Source organism: Reyranella sp. (genome assembly GCF_030651995.1).
Classification (GTDB): Bacteria; Pseudomonadota; Alphaproteobacteria; order Reyranellales; family Reyranellaceae; genus Reyranella.
In genome coordinates this window covers 36,868-56,956 of the sequence record NZ_JAUSBN010000079.1, presented here as the reverse complement: position 1 = coordinate 56,956, position 20,089 = coordinate 36,868, and the positions used below count along the sequence as shown (strand labels likewise).

The 20,089-nt window shown below is 67.6% G+C and carries 17 protein-coding genes and 1 tRNA gene; 10 read left to right on the top strand and 8 right to left on the bottom strand.

Going from position 1 to position 20,089, the window contains the following annotated elements; genetic code table 11:
• The first annotated feature begins 104 nt into the window (after positions 1 to 104).
• The 3 genes from Q7V45_RS24710 to Q7V45_RS24700 all read left to right on the top strand — a co-directional run bounded on the left by Q7V45_RS24710 (position 105) and on the right by Q7V45_RS24700 (position 3,149).
• A complete protein-coding gene (locus tag Q7V45_RS24710) occupies positions 105 to 1,175 on the top strand; it encodes a TRAP transporter substrate-binding protein (protein WP_304856995.1) in 1,071 nt (356 codons plus the stop codon).
• 61 nt (positions 1,176 to 1,236) lie between these two features.
• Positions 1,237 to 1,860, top strand: coding sequence for a TRAP transporter small permease subunit (locus Q7V45_RS24705; RefSeq protein WP_304856994.1), 624 nt, complete (start codon positions 1,237 to 1,239; stop codon positions 1,858 to 1,860).
• A gap of 2 nt (positions 1,861 to 1,862) precedes the next feature.
• On the top strand, positions 1,863 to 3,149 hold the full coding sequence (locus Q7V45_RS24700) for a TRAP transporter large permease (protein ID WP_304856993.1): 1,287 nt from the start codon (positions 1,863 to 1,865) through the stop codon (positions 3,147 to 3,149).
• A 22-nt stretch (positions 3,150 to 3,171) separates the two neighbouring features.
• Here Q7V45_RS24700 and Q7V45_RS24695 read toward each other — a convergent pair whose 3' ends face one another.
• Genes Q7V45_RS24695 through Q7V45_RS24685 form a run of 3 tightly spaced genes read right to left on the bottom strand, consistent with a single transcriptional unit; the run spans position 3,172 to position 5,887 of the window.
• Entirely contained in the window at positions 3,172 to 3,936 is a 765-nt protein-coding gene (locus Q7V45_RS24695; protein ID WP_304856992.1) for a hypothetical protein, read from the bottom strand.
• A complete protein-coding gene (locus Q7V45_RS24690; protein ID WP_304856991.1) occupies positions 3,933 to 4,835 on the bottom strand; it encodes an alpha/beta fold hydrolase in 903 nt (300 codons plus the stop codon). Before Q7V45_RS24690 ends, Q7V45_RS24695 begins: the two co-directional genes overlap by 4 nt.
• Positions 4,832 to 5,887 (bottom strand): serine hydrolase, encoded by a 1,056-nt coding sequence (locus tag Q7V45_RS24685; RefSeq protein ID WP_304856990.1) that lies wholly within the window; start codon positions 5,885 to 5,887, stop codon positions 4,832 to 4,834. The genes Q7V45_RS24690 and Q7V45_RS24685 overlap by 4 nt, the downstream gene beginning before the upstream one ends.
• A 51-nt stretch (positions 5,888 to 5,938) precedes the next feature.
• On the opposite strand from Q7V45_RS24685, the gene pyrC reads away from it, so the two are divergent.
• The 4 genes from pyrC (at position 5,939) to Q7V45_RS24665 (ending at position 9,955) form a co-directional block, all read left to right on the top strand.
• Complete coding sequence (pyrC, locus tag Q7V45_RS24680; protein WP_304856989.1) at positions 5,939 to 7,009, top strand: dihydroorotase; 1,071 nt, start codon at positions 5,939 to 5,941, stop codon at positions 7,007 to 7,009.
• Positions 7,010 to 7,192: 183 nt separating this feature from the next.
• Entirely contained in the window at positions 7,193 to 7,990 is a 798-nt protein-coding gene (locus Q7V45_RS24675; RefSeq protein WP_304856988.1) for an NUDIX domain-containing protein, read from the top strand.
• Between the two features lie 4 nt (positions 7,991 to 7,994).
• On the top strand, positions 7,995 to 9,341 hold the full coding sequence (locus Q7V45_RS24670; RefSeq protein WP_304856987.1) for an ActS/PrrB/RegB family redox-sensitive histidine kinase: 1,347 nt from the start codon (positions 7,995 to 7,997) through the stop codon (positions 9,339 to 9,341).
• Positions 9,342 to 9,364: 23 nt separating this feature from the next.
• On the top strand, positions 9,365 to 9,955 hold the full coding sequence (locus tag Q7V45_RS24665) for an ActR/PrrA/RegA family redox response regulator transcription factor (RefSeq protein WP_295133027.1): 591 nt from the start codon (positions 9,365 to 9,367) through the stop codon (positions 9,953 to 9,955).
• A gap of 176 nt (positions 9,956 to 10,131) precedes the next feature.
• Here the strand turns inward: Q7V45_RS24665 and Q7V45_RS24660 are convergent, their stop codons facing one another.
• Both Q7V45_RS24660 and Q7V45_RS24655 read right to left on the bottom strand, forming a co-directional pair.
• On the bottom strand, positions 10,132 to 11,466 hold the full coding sequence (locus Q7V45_RS24660) for an enoyl-CoA hydratase/isomerase family protein (protein ID WP_304856985.1): 1,335 nt from the start codon (positions 11,464 to 11,466) through the stop codon (positions 10,132 to 10,134).
• 167 nt (positions 11,467 to 11,633) lie between these two features.
• Positions 11,634 to 14,765: a hypothetical protein gene (locus Q7V45_RS24655; protein WP_304856984.1), complete on the bottom strand. Its 3,132-nt coding sequence runs from the start codon at positions 14,763 to 14,765 to the stop codon at positions 11,634 to 11,636.
• 204 nt (positions 14,766 to 14,969) lie between these two features.
• On the opposite strand from Q7V45_RS24655, the gene Q7V45_RS24650 reads away from it, so the two are divergent.
• The gene (locus Q7V45_RS24650) at positions 14,970 to 16,085 is read left to right on the top strand and encodes a helix-turn-helix transcriptional regulator (RefSeq protein ID WP_304856982.1); all 1,116 of its coding nucleotides are present in this window, start codon (positions 14,970 to 14,972) and stop codon (positions 16,083 to 16,085) included.
• Between the two features lie 99 nt (positions 16,086 to 16,184).
• Here the strand turns inward: Q7V45_RS24650 and Q7V45_RS24645 are convergent.
• Positions 16,185 to 16,259 (bottom strand) — tRNA-Gly (locus tag Q7V45_RS24645).
• 42 nt (positions 16,260 to 16,301) lie between these two features.
• On the opposite strand from Q7V45_RS24645, the gene Q7V45_RS24640 reads away from it, so the two are divergent.
• Positions 16,302 to 17,474, top strand: coding sequence for an acyl-CoA dehydrogenase family protein (locus Q7V45_RS24640; RefSeq protein ID WP_304856981.1), 1,173 nt, complete (start codon positions 16,302 to 16,304; stop codon positions 17,472 to 17,474).
• 98 nt (positions 17,475 to 17,572) lie between these two features.
• Here the strand turns inward: Q7V45_RS24640 and Q7V45_RS24635 are convergent, their stop codons facing one another.
• Complete coding sequence (locus tag Q7V45_RS24635; RefSeq protein ID WP_304856979.1) at positions 17,573 to 18,727, bottom strand: PLP-dependent aspartate aminotransferase family protein; 1,155 nt, start codon at positions 18,725 to 18,727, stop codon at positions 17,573 to 17,575.
• 172 nt (positions 18,728 to 18,899) lie between these two features.
• On the opposite strand from Q7V45_RS24635, the gene Q7V45_RS24630 reads away from it, so the two are divergent.
• Positions 18,900 to 19,526, top strand: a complete 627-nt coding sequence (locus Q7V45_RS24630; RefSeq protein WP_304856977.1) for a TetR/AcrR family transcriptional regulator — start codon at positions 18,900 to 18,902, stop codon at positions 19,524 to 19,526.
• A 4-nt stretch (positions 19,527 to 19,530) separates the two neighbouring features.
• Here the strand turns inward: Q7V45_RS24630 and Q7V45_RS24625 are convergent, their stop codons facing one another.
• Positions 19,531 to 20,085: a gamma-glutamylcyclotransferase gene (locus Q7V45_RS24625; RefSeq protein ID WP_304856976.1), complete on the bottom strand. Its 555-nt coding sequence runs from the start codon at positions 20,083 to 20,085 to the stop codon at positions 19,531 to 19,533.
• Positions 20,086 to 20,089 lie beyond the last annotated feature (4 nt).

Here is a 20,089-nt window from a genome sequence, read left to right as displayed (position 1 = left end):
GCCCGTTGAAGGCCCTGCCGGCCGTGCCCTTGCCTCTCCCGGCGAATTGAACGACAGTCGCCGGCTACCGCGTGGGGTCACAGGCGCGGAACAGGGAGCGACAGATGAAATTCACCGCACTTCTCGGAATGGCGGCGGCGTTGGCCGTCGGCGGCAGCGGCATTGCCTCGGCGCAGACAGCCGCGCCGGCCCAGCTCGACACCAAGAAGTTCAACGTGATCGGCACGTGGAACTTCCTCAACATCAACAAGAAGGTCGAACAGCCGTTCTGGAGCGAGCAGCTCGGCGCGGCCTCGGGCGGCAAGCTGACCGGCAACATCAAGTCGATCACCGAGCTCAACCTCAAGGGCACCGAGGTGCTGCGGCTGCTGAAGACCGGCGTCTACGACGTGGCGCACGCGCTGCCGATCTACGTCGACGATGGCGCCGCCATCTTCGAGGGCTCGGACATTTCGGGCGTGGCGCAGAGCGTCGCCCAGCAGCGCGAGATCCTCGGCGCCTGGATGCCCGAGATGCAGAAGGTTATGCGCGACAAGTTCGGCTCGATGATCGTGTCGACCTTCGCCTTCCCGCAGCAGGTATTCTTCTGCCGCGACGAGATCTCCAGCCTGGCCGACATCAAGGGCAAGAAGGTGCGCGTTCAGGGCGTTTCCCAGTCCGATCTCGTGAAGGCGCTGGGCGGCTCCGCGGTCACCATCCCGTTCGGCGAGGTCGTGCCGGCGCTCGAGAAGGGCGTCGTCGACTGCGGCATCACCGGCACGCTGCCGGGCTACCAGGCGAAGTGGCCGGAAGTGGTGAAGACCGTCGTCGACGTGTCGCTGGGCTACACCGCGGGCTTCGTCTCGGTGAACCTGGCGAGCTGGAACAAGCTCTCGAAGCCGACCCAGGAGTTCATGACGGCGCAGTTCAAGAAGCTCGAAGAGGCGGCCTGGGCCAGCGTCGAGTCCGACACCAAGGAAGGCATCGCCTGCGACACCGGCAACGGCCCGTGCTCGGTCGGCCCGCCGGCCAAGCTGAAGCTGGTGATGCCGACGGACGCCGACCGCGCGCTGGTCAAGAAGGCGCTGAACGACGTCGTGCTGCCGGAATGGGCCAAGCGCTGCGGCGCGGAGTGCGCGGCCAAGTGGACCGAGTTGGTCGGCAAGCGCTACGGCCTCGTCGCCAAGGCGAACTGAACGGCAGCGGGGCCCCACACCGGTCCACCACCCTGCCGCTAAACTGGCTCGGGAAGCACACATGGAACGTCTGTGGCGCGGCGCGTCGGCCCTCGCCCTCTGGGGGGCGTGGGCCGGTGGCGCCATGATCCTGCTGGCGGCCGTCGTGGTCACGGTCGAGGTGATCAGCCGCAAGCTGCTCGCCTTCGCGTTCTCCGGCTCCGACGAGATCGCCGCCTATCTGTTCGCGGTCGGCACCTCGTGGTCGCTGGCGCACGTGCTGGTGACGCGCGGCCATGTCCGCATCGACGTGCTCTATGGCCAGCTCGGGCCGCGGCTCCGGGCGGCCTTCGACCTGGTGGCGATCGTGGGTCTCGCGATCCTCGTCCTGGCCATCGTCGACCGCGCCGGCGAGATCTTCCTCGACAACCTGACCGGCGGAAACCGCTCCAACACGCCGCTGCGCATTCCGCTCGCCTGGCCGCAGGCGCCGTGGTTCGCGGGCTTCGTGCTGTTCCTGATCGTCACCGTGCTCGCCTTCCTGCGCAGCCTGCTGGCGCTGGTGCGCGGCGACTTCGGCACGGTCGCGGCGACCATCGGCGTGGCGTCGCAGGACGAGGAAGTGAAGGGCGAGCTGGGCTCGCTGGGGATCGCGACGCCCGACACGCAGGCAAACACGCCGACAAACACGGGGGCAAAGAGGTAACGATGCTCGGCACCGCGCTCCTTCTCCTCGTCGCCCTGCTGGCGGTCAGCGTTCCGGTCGCCGCCGTCATGGGCGTGCTGGGCCTGGCGCTCAATCAGTTCTTCTCGTCGATCCCGCTCTACCTCGCGATGGGCGACATCGTGTGGAACGCCAGCTCCGAATACATCCTGATCGCCATCCCGATGTTCGTGATGCTGGGCGAGATCCTGCTGCGCTCGGGCATCGCCCATCGCGTCTATGCCGCGATCGCGACCTGGCTCTCGTGGCTGCCGGGCGGGCTGATGCATGCCAACATCGGCACCTGCGCGATGTTCGCGGCGACCTCGGGGTCGAGCGTCGCCACGGCCGCGACGGTCGGCGTCGTGGCCCTGCCGCAGGTCAAGATCCGCCGCTACGACGAGCCGCTGTTCCTCGGCACGCTGGCCGCCGGCGGCACGCTCGGCATCCTGATCCCGCCGTCGATCAACTTCATTCTCTACGGGCTGCTGACCCAGACCTCGGTGCCGCGGCTCTACCTGGCGGGCATGATCCCCGGCCTGCTGCTGACCGGCTTCTTCATGGCGATCATCCTGGTCTATTGCCTGATCTGGCCGGCCAAGGGCGGCACGCCGGTGGAGAGCAGCTGGCGCGACCGGCTGCGCAGCCTGAAGGACCTCGTGGCGCCGCTGTTCATCTTCGGCGTCGTCGTCGGCTCGATCTACGCCGGCTGGGCCACGCCCACGGAAGCCGCCTCCATGGGCGTCTTCGCGGCGCTGGTGCTGGCCGCCTGGGAGCGCGCGCTGTCGTGGCCGATGATGAAGGCGGTGTTCGAGGGCACGATGCGGACCACGGCGATGATCATGCTGATCATCATCGCCGCGCAGTTCCTGAACTTCGTGCTGGCCAATATCGGCGTCACCGACGGCGTGGCCAAGGCGATCGAGGCGCTGGGGCTCGGCAAGGTCGGCACCATGCTGCTGCTGATCGTGTTCTACTTGATCCTCGGCTGCTTCATGGAGACGATCTCCATGATGATCCTGACGACGCCGTTCGTGTTCCCGATCGTGGTCGGCCTGGGCTGGGATCCGATCTGGTGGGGGATCGTGCTCACCATCCTGATCGAGGCGGCGCTGGTGACGCCGCCGGTCGGCCTCAACCTCTATGTCGTGCAGAGCCTGCGCGGGACCGGGGCCATCGCCGACGTGATCCGCGGCGCCCTGCCGTTCGTGGGCGCGATGCTCGGACTGATCCTGCTGCTCATGGCCTTCCCCGACATCGCACTCGGCCTGCCGCGCTGGGTGATGGGCTGACGGATCGCAGTTCGTCCGCCCGTCAGGGCGTGCGGCCCGGCGGGAACTGGATGTTGAACCCGGCGAAGACCTGGAAGCTCGGCTGTCCGATGCCGCTCTGGACGACCGAGTATTGCGGCTCGAGATACATGTTCAGCACGTTGCCGTTGTCCAGGAGCTTGACCCGGCCCAGACCGAATCCGACCGGCACGACCGTCCGCTGGCGGCCGAAATCGATCGTCGTGATGCCGCTCGAGCGCAGGTAGAAGCCGTCGCTGAGATTGTAGAACAGGAACGGCTGGATGGTGAGCGACCGCGCGCTGCCGTCGAACGCCTGCTGGTAGGCGACCAGCGCCGCCGCGAGGCCCCAGTCGTAGGGCGCGCTCACGACTCCCTGCACGCCGGCCTGCCATTTGCGCTCGCCCAGCGCCGGGCTGGTCGCGGTCGGCAGGATGAGGAGCGGCCCGATTCCCATCTTGGCGTTGGCGAGCTGGAAGAGCGGCACGTCGAACAGCGTGAGGTCGCCCGGGCCGCTCTCGGTGCCGGCCGGCCCCCACACCGTCGTCCCGGCGGCCAGCGAGGCCCGCATGAGCTGCGGCCAGCCGAAGGTGTCGTGCGGGAGGATGCCGCGCAGGAAGGGCTGGTCGGCGCCGCTGCCCGGCTGGCCGCTCATCACCGGCTGCAGGTAGTTCTGCACCTGGATGGCCGGAATGTCGGTCAGCGGATTGTTGGCGACGTTCTGCTGCGCCATGGCCGGCGACGCGGCAAGAGCCAGCAGGACGGCGGCGGCCGATCGGGCGTTCGTCACTTCGCAAGGACGCGGAGCAGGGTCTCGTTGAAGGCGTCGGCCGCCTCGTAGGCCACCCAGTGGCCGGCGCCGGGGATGACGTTCATCTCGAAGTCGGGCTGCAGGGCGCGGAACAGGTCGATGCGCTCCTGGATGTGCGGATAGGTCGTCGAATCGAACTCGCCCCAGATGCCGGTGAGGGGCGTCTTCACCCGCGGTAGCACTTCGCTGAGCTTGAAGGCCTGGCCCATGATGCGGCTGCGTGTCTTCGCGCGCGTGGTGTTCAGGATTTGCATGTGGATCGCGATGCCGTCGACGTTCTTCGGGTCGTGCAGCATCAGGATCTCGAGATTGCGCCGCGCCTCGGCCGCCAGCGTCTCGGGCGGCATCTCGGGCAGGAGCTTGTGCAGCTTCGGGCCAGGCTTGCGCGTGGCCTTGAGGCCGCCGGCGCCGACCAGCGCGATGCGCTTGATCCGGTCCTGGAACAGGGTCGCGATGTGGCCCGAGACCATGCCGCCGAACGAAAAGCCGGCGATGGCGAACGGCTTGTCTTTGGGGAGGAGTTCCTTCATCGCGGCCTCGACGCAGTGCGTCACCGACCAGATCTCGTTCACGTCGTCGGGCGGATCGCTGTCGCCGAGCCCCGGCAGGTCGGCGGCGTAGACGCTGAAATGCTGGCTGAGCGGCAGGACGTTGCGGATCCAGTGGATCCACGAGCCCGACCCGCCATGGAACAGCAGCAGGATCGGCTTGTCGGCTGCGGCGCCGAACACGTGCCACATCATCCTGCCGGTGCCGCCGGCGCTGCGGCGGCCCATCGGCACGCGCACGACTTCCGATTTCGCGGCGACCTCTTCGATCTGTTCGGCGGCGGTGCGGCCGTCCGGCATCCGGGGGACGGCGGAGAAATCCAGGCTCATGCCTTGATCGCTCCCAGCAGGCGCTCGACGAATTCCGGCGCCTTCTTGCGATCGATCCAGCGCAGCACCGTGACGAGATCGTTCTCGGGATCGATCCAGACGATGTGGCTGCCCCAGCCCAGTGCGAAGTAGCTGCTTTCCGAGGCGGCGGCGAACTGCCTGCGGCCGGTGTTGAGCCACCACATCAGACCGTAGAAGGGCGCGATCGGGCAGGGCTTCACCAGCTCCGCGGTCCAGCCCTCGGGCAGGATGCGCTTGCCGTCCCAGACGCCGCCCTGCGCCACCAGCCGTCCCATCAGCGAGAGGTCGCGCGCCGAGATGACGATGCCGCCGCCCCAGTGGCCGCCGCCCGGCACCGACAGCATCTGCTGGCCGTCGATCGTGTCGTGGGAATTCCGGTAGCCGTCCCACGTCCAGCCCTGCGAGCCGCCGATCGGATCCATGATGCGCCGCTTCAGCACCTGCGGCAGCGGCTCCCTGAAGACCTGCAGCAGCGAGCGCGAGAGCCGGTTCACGCGGACGTCGTTGTATTCGTAGAAGCTGCCGGGCTTCTTCATCGCGCGGCGCGTGCCCTTGGGCGCGTCGGCGACGGCCAGGCCGACCACGCGATTGTGGTCGATGCGGTCTTCCTTGCCGAAGACGGTGCCCTCCCACTCGCTGGTCTGGGTCAGCAGGTGGCGCCAGGTGATGTCCCGGTTCTGCTCGCTGGCGAACCCGTCATCAAGTGCATAGTCCGCGACCTTGTCGTCGAGGCTCCTGATCAGCCCGTCGCCCAGCGCCAGGCCGGCGAGCAGGGCGAGGTAGCTCTTGGCGACGCTGAAGGTCATGTCGGCGTGGTCGACGTCGCCCCATTCGGCGATCTTCTGGCCGCCGCGATAGACGAGACCCGACGGCCCGCCGCGCGGCGTCACGGGGCCCAGCACCTCGTTGTCGGGCGCCTTCTCGCCCGAATCGTAGGTCATCACGAACTGCCCGTCGGGCATGAACATGCTGGCCGGCCAGTTGGACTGGGCGGCCAGGGCGAAGGCAACGGCGTCGTTCAGATCGTTCATGCCCGCAATCAACATTGGAGCCCGTCCGGGAGCAAGCGTAGAAAGCGGGTCATGGCCACTGCACATCCGACCCCCCCCTTTGCGAACCCGGCTTCGATCACCATCCGCCGTCCCGACGACTGGCACGTCCATCTGCGCGACGGCGCGATGCTGGCGGCCTGCGCCGTGCACACCGCCCGCCAGTTCGCCCGCGCCATCATCATGCCGAACCTGGTGCCGCCGGTGACCAGGGTCGCCGAGGCCAGCGCCTATCGCGAGCGCATCCGGGCCGCGGTGCCCAGGGAGCTGAAGTTCGAGCCGCTGATGACCTGCTACCTGACCGACGGCGCCGACCCGGCCGAACTCGCGCGCGGCAAGGCGGAGGGCGTCTGGGTCGCGGCCAAGCTCTATCCGGCGCATGCCACGACCAATTCGGCGCACGGCGTGACCTCGATGGACCAGGTCGCGAAAGGACTGGAGGCCATGGAAAAGGCCGGCATGCCGCTGCTGGTCCATGGCGAGGTGACCGATCCCGAGGTCGACATCTTCGATCGCGAGGCGGTGTTCCTCGACAAGGTGATGGCGCCGCTGCTGAAGCGTCACGAGGGCCTCAGGATCGTGCTGGAGCACATCACGACCCGCGAGGGCGTGGCCTTCGTCGAGGCCAACCCCGGCCGGATGGGCGGCACGATCACGCCGCATCACCTCAGCTACAACCGCAATGCGATCTTCAAGGGTGGGATCCGTCCACACCTCTATTGCCTGCCGATCGCCAAGCGCGAGGAGCATCGTCTCGCTCTGCGGAGGGCGGCAACCTCTGGCAACGGCCTGTTCTTCCTCGGCACCGATACCGCACCGCACACCACGGACACCAAGGAGTGCGCCTGCGGCTGCGCCGGTGTGTTCAACGCGCCGGTCGCGATGCAGGTCTACACGCAGGTCTTTGCGGAAGAGGGCGCGCTCGCCCATCTCGAAGCCTTCGCTTCGCTGAACGGCCCGCGCTTCTACGGCCTGCCGGTCAATGAGGAGACGGTGACCCTGCACGCCCGCCCGCTCGACATCCCTGACGTCGTGCCGGTCCCCGGCGGCGGAAAGGACATCACCGTCTTCCGCCCCGACACGCCGGTGGAATGGAGCTTTTAAAGCCGCCGTCGTCCCGAGCGGAGACGCCCGTAGGGCGGCGTAGTCGAGGGACCTGTTTTCTGCTTCGACAGACCGTGCGTCGGAAGAGAGGTCCCTCGACTGCGCTGCGCTCCGCTCGGGACGACGGGTTTCTTGATCAAAGATCGCTCGCGTTGGGATGAACGACCCTTTACCTTTGGCGCCATGAGCAAACGAGGCATTCCCGATGGCGCCGTCGTCCGCGGCACCGACAAGGGCTACGACGATCCCCCCAAGGTTACTCTGACGCCCGGCAGCGAACGGCCGGTCGAGCAGATCGACAAGACCTATCCCTATCTGCGGCCGCGCGATGCCGCGACCTTGATCCTGGTGCGCATGCGCGGGAGCACGCCGGAGGTCCTGATGGGCTGCCGCGCCGCCGCGCACGCCTTCATGCCCAACCGTTACGTGTTCCCGGGCGGCAAGGTCGATCCCGACGATGCGCGCGTTCCGGTCGCGACTTCGCTCGATCCCTTCGTCAACGAGCGCCTGATGCGCTCCGCCTCGGCGCAGCGCGCGCGGGCGCTGGCCGTCGCCGCGGTGCGCGAGACCTTCGAGGAGAGCGGCCTGATGCTCGGCAAGCCGCTCGCAGGCGGCGCGCCCCGCAAGGACTATGGCGAGCACTGGAAGGGGTTCCTCGACCAGGGCATGGCGCCGGCGCTCGACTGCCTCGACCTGATCGCGCGTGCGGTGACGCCGCCCGGCCGGCCGCGCCGCTTCAATGCCCGCTTCTTCATGGCGCGGGCCGAGGATGCATCCGGCGAGATCCGTCATTCCAGCGAGATGGGCGACATCCGCTGGGTGCAGCTCGACGAGGCGCGCGAACTGCCGCTGCCGACCATCACCGGGCTGATCCTGGGCGAGATCGGACGGCTGGTGAAGGAACCGCCCGACCGCACGGCACAGCGCAAGATCCCGCTCTTCACCACGGTGCATCGCAAGCATCTCATGATCGAGGAATAGGATCGTGGCGGTGCGTGACGACGACGCGCCCCGATCTGCAGAGCCTCCGCTAGCCGCTCCCCGGCGCTCCGGCGCCGTGCCCGTGCTGCGCGGCGGCGTTCGCCTGCGCACCCTGGTCCTGATCCGCTGGGGCGCGGTGGCGGGTCAGGCCTTCACCGCCGCCGTCGTGCACTGGGGCCTGGGCTTCGGCATGCCGGTCCTGGCGGTCGGCGGCACGATCGCGCTCTCGGCCCTGCTCAACCTCACTGTCAGCATCGGCCGGCCGGGCTCGGCGCGCATCGACGATCGCGAAGCGGCGATCTTCCTCGCCTTCGACATCCTGCAGCTCGCCGTGCTGCTCTACCTCACGGGTGGTCTCACCAATCCGTTCTCGCTGCTGCTGCTGGCGCCGGTCGCCATCGGCGCCACCATCCTGTCGCTGGCGAGCAACGTCGCGCTCACCCTGCTCACGATCGCCAGCATCGCGGTGCTGGGGCTGTTCTATCAGCCGCTGCCCTGGCGGGGCCCGCCGCCCGACCTGCCCGACATCTACCAGGTGGGCGTCTGGGCCGGCCTCTCGCTCACCACCCTGCTGATCACGCTCTACGGCTGGCGGACGGCGGAGGAGGCGCGCCAGATGGCCGATGCCCTGGCCGCCGCGCAGGCGGCGCTCGCGCGCGAGCAGCAGCTCTCGGCCCTGGGCGCGCTCGCGGCCGCCGCGGCTCATGAGCTGGGCTCGCCGCTGTCGACCATCGCCGTGATCACCAGGGAGATGCAGCGCGAGATCGAGTTCGACGATCCCCTGCGCGAGGACGTGGAGCTGCTGGCCGCCGAATCGGAGCGCTGCCGCTCCATCCTGGCGCGGCTCTCGACGGACCCCGCAGGAGACGTTTCCGATTCCTATACGCTGGTGCCGCTGCCGGCGCTGATCGAGGCGGCGGCACAAAATTATGCGCGCGAGGAGATCGCCATCGCCTTCGAGGCCGGTCCGGTCGGAGAGGGCGTGCCGAAGACGGCGCCGATCCAGCTGCGCAGTCCGGAGATCATGCAGGGTATCGGAAACATCGTGCAGAACGCCGTTTCCTTCGCCCGGCGCGATGTTCGGGTCGCCACCCGCTGGACCCGGGAATGGTCGGAGGTCGAGGTCATCGACGACGGGCCGGGCTTCTCCGAGGCGCTGCTCGACGAGCTCGGAACTCCGTTCATTTCGACCCGCCAGGGCCAGGAGGGCCACATGGGCCTGGGCGTCTTCATCGCCAAGACGCTGCTGGAGCGCACCGGTGCCAACGTGACCTTCGGCAATCGCAGCGCCACGGGCGGCGGAGCCGTCGTTTCGGTGCGCTGGTCAAATCCGGTCTTCAAGGCTACATAGCGGCCGATGTCGAAGGAGTCGCCATGACCCAGGACAGCGGCGCCCCGCGCCCCTTGTCGCCTGTGATCGCCGGCACGACGAACAACAAGGACCGTACCTTGCTGATCGCGGACGATGATGCAGCTTTCCGCAACCGTATTGCGCGTGCGCTCGAACAACGCGGTTTCATCGTAACCGCCGTGGGCTCCGTGGCCGAAGCGCTGGCCCAGACCGCCCGGCCGCCCGCCTTCGCCGTGCTCGACCTCAGGCTGGCCGACGGCAACGGGCTGGAGCTGGTCGGGCCGCTGCGCCAGGCGCGTCCCGACATCCGGATCGTGGTGCTGACGGGCTACGGCAACATCGCGACCGCGGTGGCCGCCGTGAAGGAAGGCGCCGTCGACTATCTCGCCAAGCCGGCCGATGCCGACGCGATCGAGCAGGCCCTGACCGCGCACGGCCGCAAGCTGCCGCCGCCGCCCAGCAACCCCATGTCGGCCGACCGCGTGCGCTGGGAGCATATCCAGCGGGTGTTCGAGCAGTGCGACCGCAACGTCTCGGAGACGGCGCGCCGCCTCAACATGCACCGCCGCACCCTGCAGCGCATCCTGGGCAAGCACGCCCCGCGCGAGCACTGAGGCTTCCGCCTCAAATTAACCACCAACCTCATCCTGAGGAGGCCGCCCCTCGAGTACCTCGGGGTACACTCCGCGGCCGTCTCGAAGGATGGGCATTGACGTGGTGCGCGTTCCCATCCTTCGAGACGCGGTCCTGCGGACCGCTCCTCAGGATGAGGTTGCTTGTTGAATGACCGCTAGGCCCGCCGGTTCGCGGCGTTCCAGTACTGTTCGAGATTCGAGATCAGCGCCGGGCTGAAATGGCAGTAGGCCTGCTCGCGCGCGTAGAGCGCGGCGTAGCGGCGGAACGTGTCGAGCGGCTCCGCGCCCAGCCGCAGCGCACGGCGGTTGCCGATGGCGCCGACCGCGCCCGATCCGGTCAGCCGGTCGATGACGCGGGTGATGGTCGCATCGATCTCCTCCGGCGCCACGACCTCGTCGCAGATCATGCGGCCGACCTCCGAATCGCACTCGATGCGGCGCTCGTACATGATCGCCTGGCGCGCGAGCCGGTCGCCCACGAAGCGTTGGAGCCGCAGGTTCGCCATCGCGGGAATGATGCCTTCCTTGCGCGCCGGCAGGGTCATGTAGGCGTCGCGGCCGGCGATGTTGAAGTCGGACGCCAGCAGGATCTGGCAGCCGCCGCCGATGGCGAAGGTCTCGACCGCCGAGATCCAGAGCTTCTCGATCGAATCGCCCGCCACCTCGTCGGGCGCGACGTCCGGCCGGGCGAGGCCGCGGAAAATCTTGTTCACGAACCCCATGTCGCGGATCAGGAACCACAGGAACGGGATCTTGCCGTAGTAGAGGTGCGTGAGGTTGATGCCGGCATTGTAGACGCGGCGCCCGGCATACTTGCCCTCCGGCACCACGTCGCCGCGCAGCACGGCGACTTCGCTCTGCCGGTCGAGGATGCAGACGTCGGCGCCGATCTCGGTCGCGGCCTGGGTCGCATTGTCCTCCGAGTTGAGAAAGCGCCGGTTGGACAGCAGCAGCACCGCCGCCTTGCCCTGGCGCTCGACCTTCGCACCGCCGAGATCGAGGCTGCCGTCGCGCTGGAACTTCGCCAGCGCGTCCGACGACTCCTCACGGGGCAAAAGCATCGCGTGGCAGAGGTGGAGGCCGCACTCGGGATCGGCGAGGAACTGGTTGCAGAGGATGCCCTGGTCGATCTCCACCCCGTCCTTCTCGGACTGGCGCAGCTCGGCCTCGGCCGCGACCTGGGCCTGCGTCGGCACGAGGCCGGGCACGAGGGCGGCGGCCTCGTAGACCAGCCGCTCGATGCGCACGAACTTGGTACGGTTGTCGGTCAGCCGGTCATAGAGCGTGCGCGCGTGCCGCCGCAGGAACACGAAGCGGGCCTCGCGCGCGGCCTGCTTCAGGGACTCGGCCTGATCATACGTGGCCGCATCACGGTTGGGCTTGGCGGGCAGTCGCGCGAGTTGCTCGGCGAGATCGCGCCAATAGGTGGAGAAGGCAGCAACATCGGCCGCGAAGTCGCCGCTGGCCGCGACCGGCGTCATCTCATCCATCACGACGTCCCTGCCCACAAAGATTGCTCGTCCAGCCTGGAACCGGGCGACGGCGTTGCGTTTCCCGATCACGGATATTGCATCGAGGCGCGCAAACTTAGAGGCAGTATTCGGGGCCCACAACCCCACGGCATCCACATCGGTCGTGTCGCTCCGCGAATGGCGCGTCAGACGATCAGGAAGCTCTGATGCGAGAGGGCGAGGCCGGGTGACAGGATGGCGAATTCAATCGCAAGGGCAGCGCCTGCGCCATCGGCGTCGAAGTACAGGGTACCCGTCGGGGAATCGTAGAGGATGCGATCGTCGGCATCCATTGCGGCAGTGCCGTTCCGGAACATGCCGGCTAGCAGGTTGCCCGGCGCCAGTCCTGTGAAGACGTCGTTTTCGAGCACGACCCGGTCCTTGCCGACGGTGAAATCGAGCACAGTGTCGACGTTGCCCGCCCCGAGGGCGGTGTCGAACACGAACCAGTCCTTGCCGGCGTCACCCGACAGGGTATCGGCACCCAAGCGCCCGTAGATCTTGTCGTTGTTTATGGAACCGCTGATGACATTCGCCGCGTCGTTGCCGATGCCGGTCAGGCCGCGAACCCCTTCGAGCGACAGGTTCTCGAGGTTGGCTCCCAGCGTGTAGCCGACCGTCGTGCGCACGGTATCGATGCCCTCTCCCGGCAGCTCGACGATCGTATCGCTCGCATTGCCGACGAAGTAGGTATCGTCGCCGCCGCCACCGGCCATCCAATCGCCGCCGGCGCCGCCGACGAGGGAATCGACTCCGGAGGTACCGATGAGCGAGTCGGCCTTCTTCGTCCCGATGAGCTGAACTTCGTCGATATCCACGATGGTTTTGCTCGAGAGATCGAGTGTGCCGCCGGGCGCCGCATGGACCACAAGAGTGTGCTGCCCATCGCCGCCACGTGGCGCCGCCAGGCCGGGTTCCAGCTGGTTGCCGGCAAACGTGCCGATGTCGGCGACTTGCGCCTGCGTCAAGGTCGCGCTGCCGTCGACGGCCGCATCGAAGTGCAGCTCCTCGATGCTGAAGAGCTTGGCGTTCCGGAGATCGGCGAAGCCGCTGACGAACACGGCGTCGGTTCCGGCGCCGCCGTCGACCAGCTCTCCGAGCGGCACGGCTTCGTAGCGGAAGATGAAGGCGTCATCCCCGTCGCGGCCCATCAGCCGGTCGGCGCCCTCTGATCCTTCCAGCACGTCGTTGCCGTCGCCGCCGTTCAGAACGTCGCTGCCTCCGCCGCCGAACAGAATGTCATCGCCCGTGTCTCCGATCAGGCGATCCGCCCCGCCGGGTGCGAAGGTGAAGCGGCGTTCGCCGTAAAGGTGGTCGTTGCCCCCTCCGCCTTGCAGAGTGTCGTCGCCGACGCCGCCGAAGATCACGTTGTCGCGCGCATCCCCTGTGGTGAATTCCGACACCACATCGTCGACGTGCACGGAAAAGTAGAGCGGACCGGTAACGACGCCGTTGCGGGTCGCGATGACCGCGCCGCTGACGGCGCCCAGTTCGCCCTCTGCGTCGAACATCAGACGGTCCCGAACCACGAGCTGACCCGATGCGGTCAGGCGGAAGGCGCCGCCGCCATCGTCTATCAGAGTGAGCGTGTTGACATCGAGCGGGTCCTGATCGACAGCTTCCAGCTGGCCGATGACATCGCCGTTGCGGGGGGTCTCGAACAGCGACACGATTGACGATGCGCTCGAAGTGAAGGCTACTCCGCTCGGCTCGTCGTTGGCGTCCGCGACCTGAAACGTCACGATCTGGTCGAGGCTGTTGCCGCTCGAATCGGTGGCCCGCACGGTCACGCTCTGGAGCGGGTTCGTCTCGAAGTCGAGGCTGGTGCCGGTCAGGTAGAGGCCCGTCCCGACAACCGTGAAGCTGCCGGTAAGGTCCACGACCTGGAACGTGGCGGGCGCCGGGGAGTCGGGATCGACGGCCGACAGGGTGCCGACCAGAGTCCCGGCCCCGGCGTCCTCGGGCGTCGGCGCGACCGTCGACAGGGAGATCGACTGAGGGGCGATATTGGACTCAACACCGCTCGCGATCCGGTACTCCATCACCTCGTTGCGCGAGACGACGATCAGGTCGCCGTCCGCCTGCTGGGCTACTCGTGGATGGCTGCCGACACCAAGCGCTGCCGGCGACATGGTCAAGCTGCCGTCGTGGCCGAAAGCGGCGAGATAGACGGTGCCGACGAAGGCCTGGCCCGATACCCACGTCAACGCGAACCCGCCGTCGATCAGGCTGATCGCGTCGAAGCTGTGGTGGTAACCGGGACCGATGAGGCTCAAGGTCGGCGTTACGGCATTACCGAGGGGATCGAAGACGCGTCCGCGCGTCGTGCCGTTCGGCCCGTCGATCCAGGTCACGATGAAGTTGCCGGTGCCCAGCGCGGCGACTTCGACTTCGTATTGCTGGCCCGTGGCGACGGCCACGGGAATTGCGATGCTGTCGCCACCCGGTGCGTCGAGCACCTGGGCGTAGATGTCGTAGTTGAAATTGAAGTTGTAGCCAGGCCCCAGTGCTTCGCGCTGCTGCCAGGCAATTACATGGCCGCCACCGGAGAGCGGGGCGAGCTTCACATTGTCGTCGGTCGTGATGCCGAACCCAAGCGCATGCTCTGTGTCGTAGACGATGGTGGCTTGCGGTTCGCCCTGCGCGATGGAGCCGACCTCCTCGTTGTAGGTGGTGTACCGCTCTTGGAGGACGTCCCAGAAGCCGTGATAGTGGCTGAGGGCGGCGACCCAGTTTCCGTCGGCGTCGATTGCCAGATCGTCGAGCAGTGTCTGGGTATGGTCTCGCGTGTAGATGAAGAATTCCGAGGAGACGGCAGGCGGCGCTCCTTCCTGGGGAGTGACGATCCGGCCGGCTATCGCCCGATAGGGTGGAAGCTCCGGCACCTCGCCGATGACGTGGATCGGGTCGTCGGATGGCGTGCGCCACATCGTCTCGTAGGCCAGCAGGAATGTCCCGTTCTCCAGCGCAACGACCTGGGGCCGGAATTGGTCCTGGGGCGTGACTCCGCCGAGGCTGTGCACCCTGAACTCGGAACCGAGGGCGGTTCCATCGGCCGCGAACAGGCGGGCACTGATCTGCCAGCCATTGGCCAGATAGGCAGTCAGGTCGGTGCCTGGCACCGGCGGGGGATTGCCATCGGGCTGCAGTGTTTTTTCGGTGTCGTCCATCCATGTGACGAGGAAGCGGCCATCCGCAAGGACGGCGACGGTGGGAAGGGCACGAATGCCGGGAAGGAGGGAATTCGACACGCTGCCGGAGCCACTGATGAACGCCATGAAGCCTCCCCGCGGATCCGCGACTGTCGGACCGCCGTTGGAACGCTAGGCAGGCCGGGAAGGGGCCGCTACCTACGATCGTGGGAGGGCGAGCTGCCGGTTGCGATCAATCCGGAGAATTCCATGATCGCTGATCACAGAACCGGGACTTTGGACCAGCGTCCCTTCTGTTAGTCTCGAAGCACGGGGCAAACGGGGGCGGGCTTGAGGGAAGAAGAGGCATTCTCGGACGCGATTGGGGCGCTCTACGACTGTATCCTCGACCCTGGGAAATGGACGGACGCGCTCGGGCAACTCTCGCGCTACGTGGGCGGATCGAGCGCCCTCCTCCTCCACCAGGACTATCGATCCGGCGCGGGAGGCTTTCTCCAGTCCTACAATGTCGATCCGGACTGGACGCGGCTCTATTTCGAGAAGTACGTGCACATCAATCCGGTGCTGCCGCTCACCGCTTTCATGGATGTCGGTTCGGCGACCGCGCTGTCGCGCGTGATGGACATCGAAGAGTATCGCAGGACGCCCATTTACGCGGAGTGGGCGGCGCCGCAGCGCTTTCACGATGTGGTCGTGACGATTCTCGCCAAGAGTGCGTCGGTGGTCGGCATGTTCGGCGTGACGCGGCACGACCATGAAGGTCTGGCGGGCGAGGGCGAGATCCGGCGCATGGAACTCGTTTCGCCCCATGTACGGCGTGCCGTGACGATCGCCCGCCTGTTCGACGGCGTGCGCGCGCAGGGCACGGCGCTGGCCGCGACCTTCGATGCAATGTCCGATGCGGTGTGGCTGCTCGATGCGGCGGGCGTCGTGCTGTTCGCCAACGCGGCGTCGCGGGTCCTGATCGAGGGGAATGGACCGGTTGCCAAGGCCGGCGGGCGCCTCGCCTTTCGCGACGGTATCGCCACGGAAAGCCTGAACGCCGCCCTGCGCGGCCTGCGCAACGGAGGCCCGGTTGGCGAGTTCCCCGTCTCGTCGCCCGATGACCGGCCCTTCATTGCCTATCTCGTGTCGCTCGCCCCGAAGGGGCGCCTGGCCCCGGTGTCAGGGGCCGCGTGCGCACTGTTCATGCGCCCGGTCGTCGCCGACGAAATGCCGCCCATGCAAGCCCTCGCGCAGCTCTATGGCCTGACACCTCGAGAATTCCAGGTCTTCACCGGCCTGCTGCAGTTCGGCGGCGTGCCGGAGGTAGCGCGCAATTTCGGATTGTCGGCAACCACCGTGCGATCGCACCTGCAGAGCATTTTCGACAAGACCGGCGTACGCAGCCAGAGCGACCTCGCACGGCTGGCCGCGTCGAGCCTTCCACCGGTCGTCTCGCGGTGACGCAGCCTTCAGTCACGACCGGGAGCAGACAAGCGGCCGGCTCCCCGATTGTCACGGAAACCGCTATTGCCGGCTCACGTCGCCGGCCGTGAAAGTAGATGGAGCGGGCGACGGGATTCGAACCCGCGACCTACGGCTTGGGAAGCCGACGCTCTACCACTGAGCTACACCCGCATTGGCCCCATTCTAGCGCGCGGTTGCGCCCGAGGTCCAATCGTGTATCTCAGGCATATGCTCGATGAAGTCCTCACCCCCGAAGAGCGCGCCGTCGTGGCGCGCGCCAAGACGTTCGCCGAAGAACAGGTCGCGCCCAACGCCGCGCGCTGGGAATGGGAGCGCCGCTATCCGCTCGAGACCATCAGGGCGGCCTGTGCCCTCGGCCTCAACACGATCGAGCTGGCGAAGAAGCATGGCGGGCAGGGCCTGTCCTTCTCCTGCAAGCTGCGCGCCTTCGAGGAGATCGCGCGGCACGACTTCGCCTTCGCCTTCGCCCTGATCAACCATCACAATGCCTGTACGCGCTTCGCCCGCGACGGCCAGCCGGCCCAGGTCGCACGCCTGCTGCCGCGCATGCTGACCGGCGACCTGATCGGCTGCGCGGGTCTCAGTGAGCCTGGCGTCGGCAGCGACTTCGGCGGCCTCGAAATGGAAGCCGTGAGGGTCGAGGGCGGCTGGAAGGTGAACGGCGCCAAGGCCTGGATCACCAACGCCGCGGTCGCGGGCCTTTCCGTTGCCTACGCGCAGACCGACAAGGCGCAGGGCTATCGCGGCATCATCTGCCTCGCCATCGAGGCGGAACGGCCCGGCTTCCATCGCGAGAAGCCGTTCGAGCTGCATGGCGGCCACGCGATCGGGGTCGGCGGCTTCCGTCTGGTCGACTATTTCGCGCCCGACGAGGCGGTGCTGCATCCGCCGGGCAAGGCCTTCAAGGCGGCGCTGGCCGGCATCAACGGCGCCCGTGCCTATGTGGCGGCCATGTGCTGCGGCATGCTGCAGGCGTCGCTGGAGACGGCGGTGCGCTACACGCAGCAGCGCCGGACCTTCGGCCAGCCGGTGATCGAGCATCAGGGCGTGCGCTGGAAACTGGTCGATGCCGCGACCGACCTCGAGGCCGCACGCCTGCTCTGCTATCGCGCCGCGCGCCTGATCGACGAAGGCGCCGACGCCGTGCTGCCGGCTGCATATGCCAAGAAGTTCGCGACCGACATGGCCGTGCAGCGCATCGCCGACTGCATCCAGGCGATGGGCGCCAACGGCCTGCGCGCCGATTACCCGCTCGCCCGCCATCTCGCGGGCGCCAAGATCGCGGCCTACACCGACGGCTCGATCGAGATGATGAACGAGCGCATCGGCGCGGGGCTTGGCTCGGTGTTTGGTACGACGACGTGAGCGTTTAGCAAATCTCGTCGTCTCGACCGAAGCACCGAAGGTGCGGAGTGGAGTTTACCCCGAGGGTACTCGAGGGGCGCTCCGGTCGAGACGACGGATCAGGCGTTGTGGGCGCGCTTCAGGGCCTGGTCGAGATCGTCGAACAGGTCGCCGCTCTCCTCGACACCGACCGACAGCCGCAACAGATCGGGCGGACAGGGCGTACCCGGCCCCTCGATGCTGGCACGATGTTCGATCAGGCTTTCGACGCCGCCCAGCGAGGTGGCGCGTTTCCACAGTTCGACGCGCGCCGCCGTGGCGATGGCCGCACGCTCGCCGCCCTTCACCCGCACCGACAGCATGCCGCCGAAGCCGCCTTTCATCTGGCGCGCTGCCGCGGCATGGCCGGCGAAGGATGGCAGGCCGGGATAAAGGACCTGTTCCACCATCGGATGCTCGGCGAACTTCTCGGCGAGATTCTGCGCCGACTTGCAGGCCCAGGCCACGCGCGGGTAGAGGGTGCGCATGCCTCGCATCAGCAGCCAGGCTTCGGTCTGGCCGAGAATGGTTCCGAGTTGCGAGCGGATGGTCCGGAGCTTCGCCCAGTAGGCGTCGTCGTGCGCACCGGTGAGCGCGCCGGCGATGATGTCGGAATGGCCGTTCAGGTACTTGGTGGCCGAATGCATGACGATGTCGGCGCCATGCTCGATCGGCCGCGTCAGCACCGGCGTCGCGACCGTCGAATCGACGCCCAGCAACGCCCCGGCCTTGTGGGCGATCTCGGCGATCGCGGCGATGTCGGACACGCTCCAGGTCGGATTGGCCGGCGTCTCGATCCAGACCAGCCTGGTGATGCCGGGTTTCACGGCCGCCGCCACCTGGTCGGTCCTGTCGGTGTCGACGAACTCGACCTTGAGGCCCCACTGGGTCGCGAAGGTCATTAGCCAGTTGCGCAGCGCCCAATACATGACTTTAGAGGTCACGACATGGTCACCCGGCGACAAGGCCAGAAAACAGGCAGTCGCGGCACTCATGCCCGACGAGAAGATCAGGGACTTCGCGCCGCCTTCGAGCGCCGTCAGCGTTGCCTCGGCCTGGTCGAACGTGGGATTGTCGGCGCGCGCATAGATGCGGCCCGAGCGGTATCCGTTGTCCTCGTCGCGCAGATAGGTGCTGGCCATGTGGATGGGCGGCACGACCGCCTTGGTGACCGGGTCGATCCACCCCATCGCTTGTGCGGCAAGAGAAGCGGGGGCAAACTTTTTCTCAGACATCCGGGGCACCGTCGGCTTACACGAATCTTACGTCGAACGCGCCCTTATAGCGCATCGCAGCACTTGAAATGAGGATGCACTAGTAGCTTCATATATAGTGATTTGCTCGCCATATCTTCAAGGATCGGCAAGGTTGCCGACGAGACGGCAAACACTCGCTGGGGAGTCAGGAATGGACGGTCAGACCCTGCACACGAAGCAGCCTCACACGGCCGGTCGGGGTGACCGCGTCGCCCGCACGCGCGAATCGATCGTGGCATCGGCCCTGGCCCTCGCCGCGGCCGGGCAGGTCGCGCCGATCGTGCGCGACATCGCCCAGATGGCCGGTGTCTCCGCGCGCACCGTGTTCCAGCATTTCGCCGACACCGCCGAGCTGTACGTCGCCGTGCTGGGCCGCGTCCTGGCCGCGCTGGTCGGTGAGGCGCCGGAGATCGCGGCCGCCGGGCCCGTCGAGACGCGCATCGCCAGCATGATCAACCAGTGCGCAGACCGCTACGAGCAGCTCCGCCCGATGTGGACCTTCGTCGAGACCCTGCAGCGCCGCTCGCCGGAAGCCGCCGACATGATCTCGAAGATCTACAGCGCCAACACCGCACAGCTCTCGCAGGCCTTCGCTCCCGAGCTGGGCGCGCTGCCGGCGGAGTCGCGCCAGCGAACGCTGACGGCGCTCGCCCTGGCCATCGCGCCGGAAAGCTGGGTCGTGCTGCGCCAGCGTCTGGGCCTGTCGGTCGACCAGGCGCGCGACGAACTCGGCTTCGTCGTCCAGTCGGTGTTCGCGACCGAGGCCGCGCGCCGCTAACGGCTCAAGGCCCGGCGCCGCCGGCGGCGGCGCGGGCCAGTCTCTCGAGCGAGCGGTCTCTGAGGCCGAGCTCGCCGAGATGGGTGACGGTGTTGAGCACATAGTCGAGGTTGCTGCCGGTGGCGCCATGGCCCTGGCGGATCAGCCGCAACGCCTCTGCCTCCGGCAGCTTGCCGGCGAACTGCCGGTGGGCCCGGTCGGCGAGGTAGACCAGCGCCGGGACGGTCCGGCCGTCGTCGAGCCGGATCGGCCGCACCGTCTCCTCGTAGACCCCGTCATTGTCGATCTCGCGATGGATCAGGTAGCGCCGCACCTCGTCGTAGGTGGCGGCCGGCAGACGGTGCGCCAGGCCGCGGCAGGAGCCGCCCGGCAGCAGGCCGAGAATCAGGCCCGGCCTCCGTGGCGTGCCGCGATAGTGTTCCGAGTAGATGCAGAAGGCGCGGTGCCAGCCCTGCAGCCGCGCGGCCTGGGTCTCGGGCGTCGCGAAGCCGGGGTTCCACATCAGCGAACCGTAGCCGAAGACCCACCCGGGCCTGCTGGTGGGCCTTGCCGTGGCCACGCCC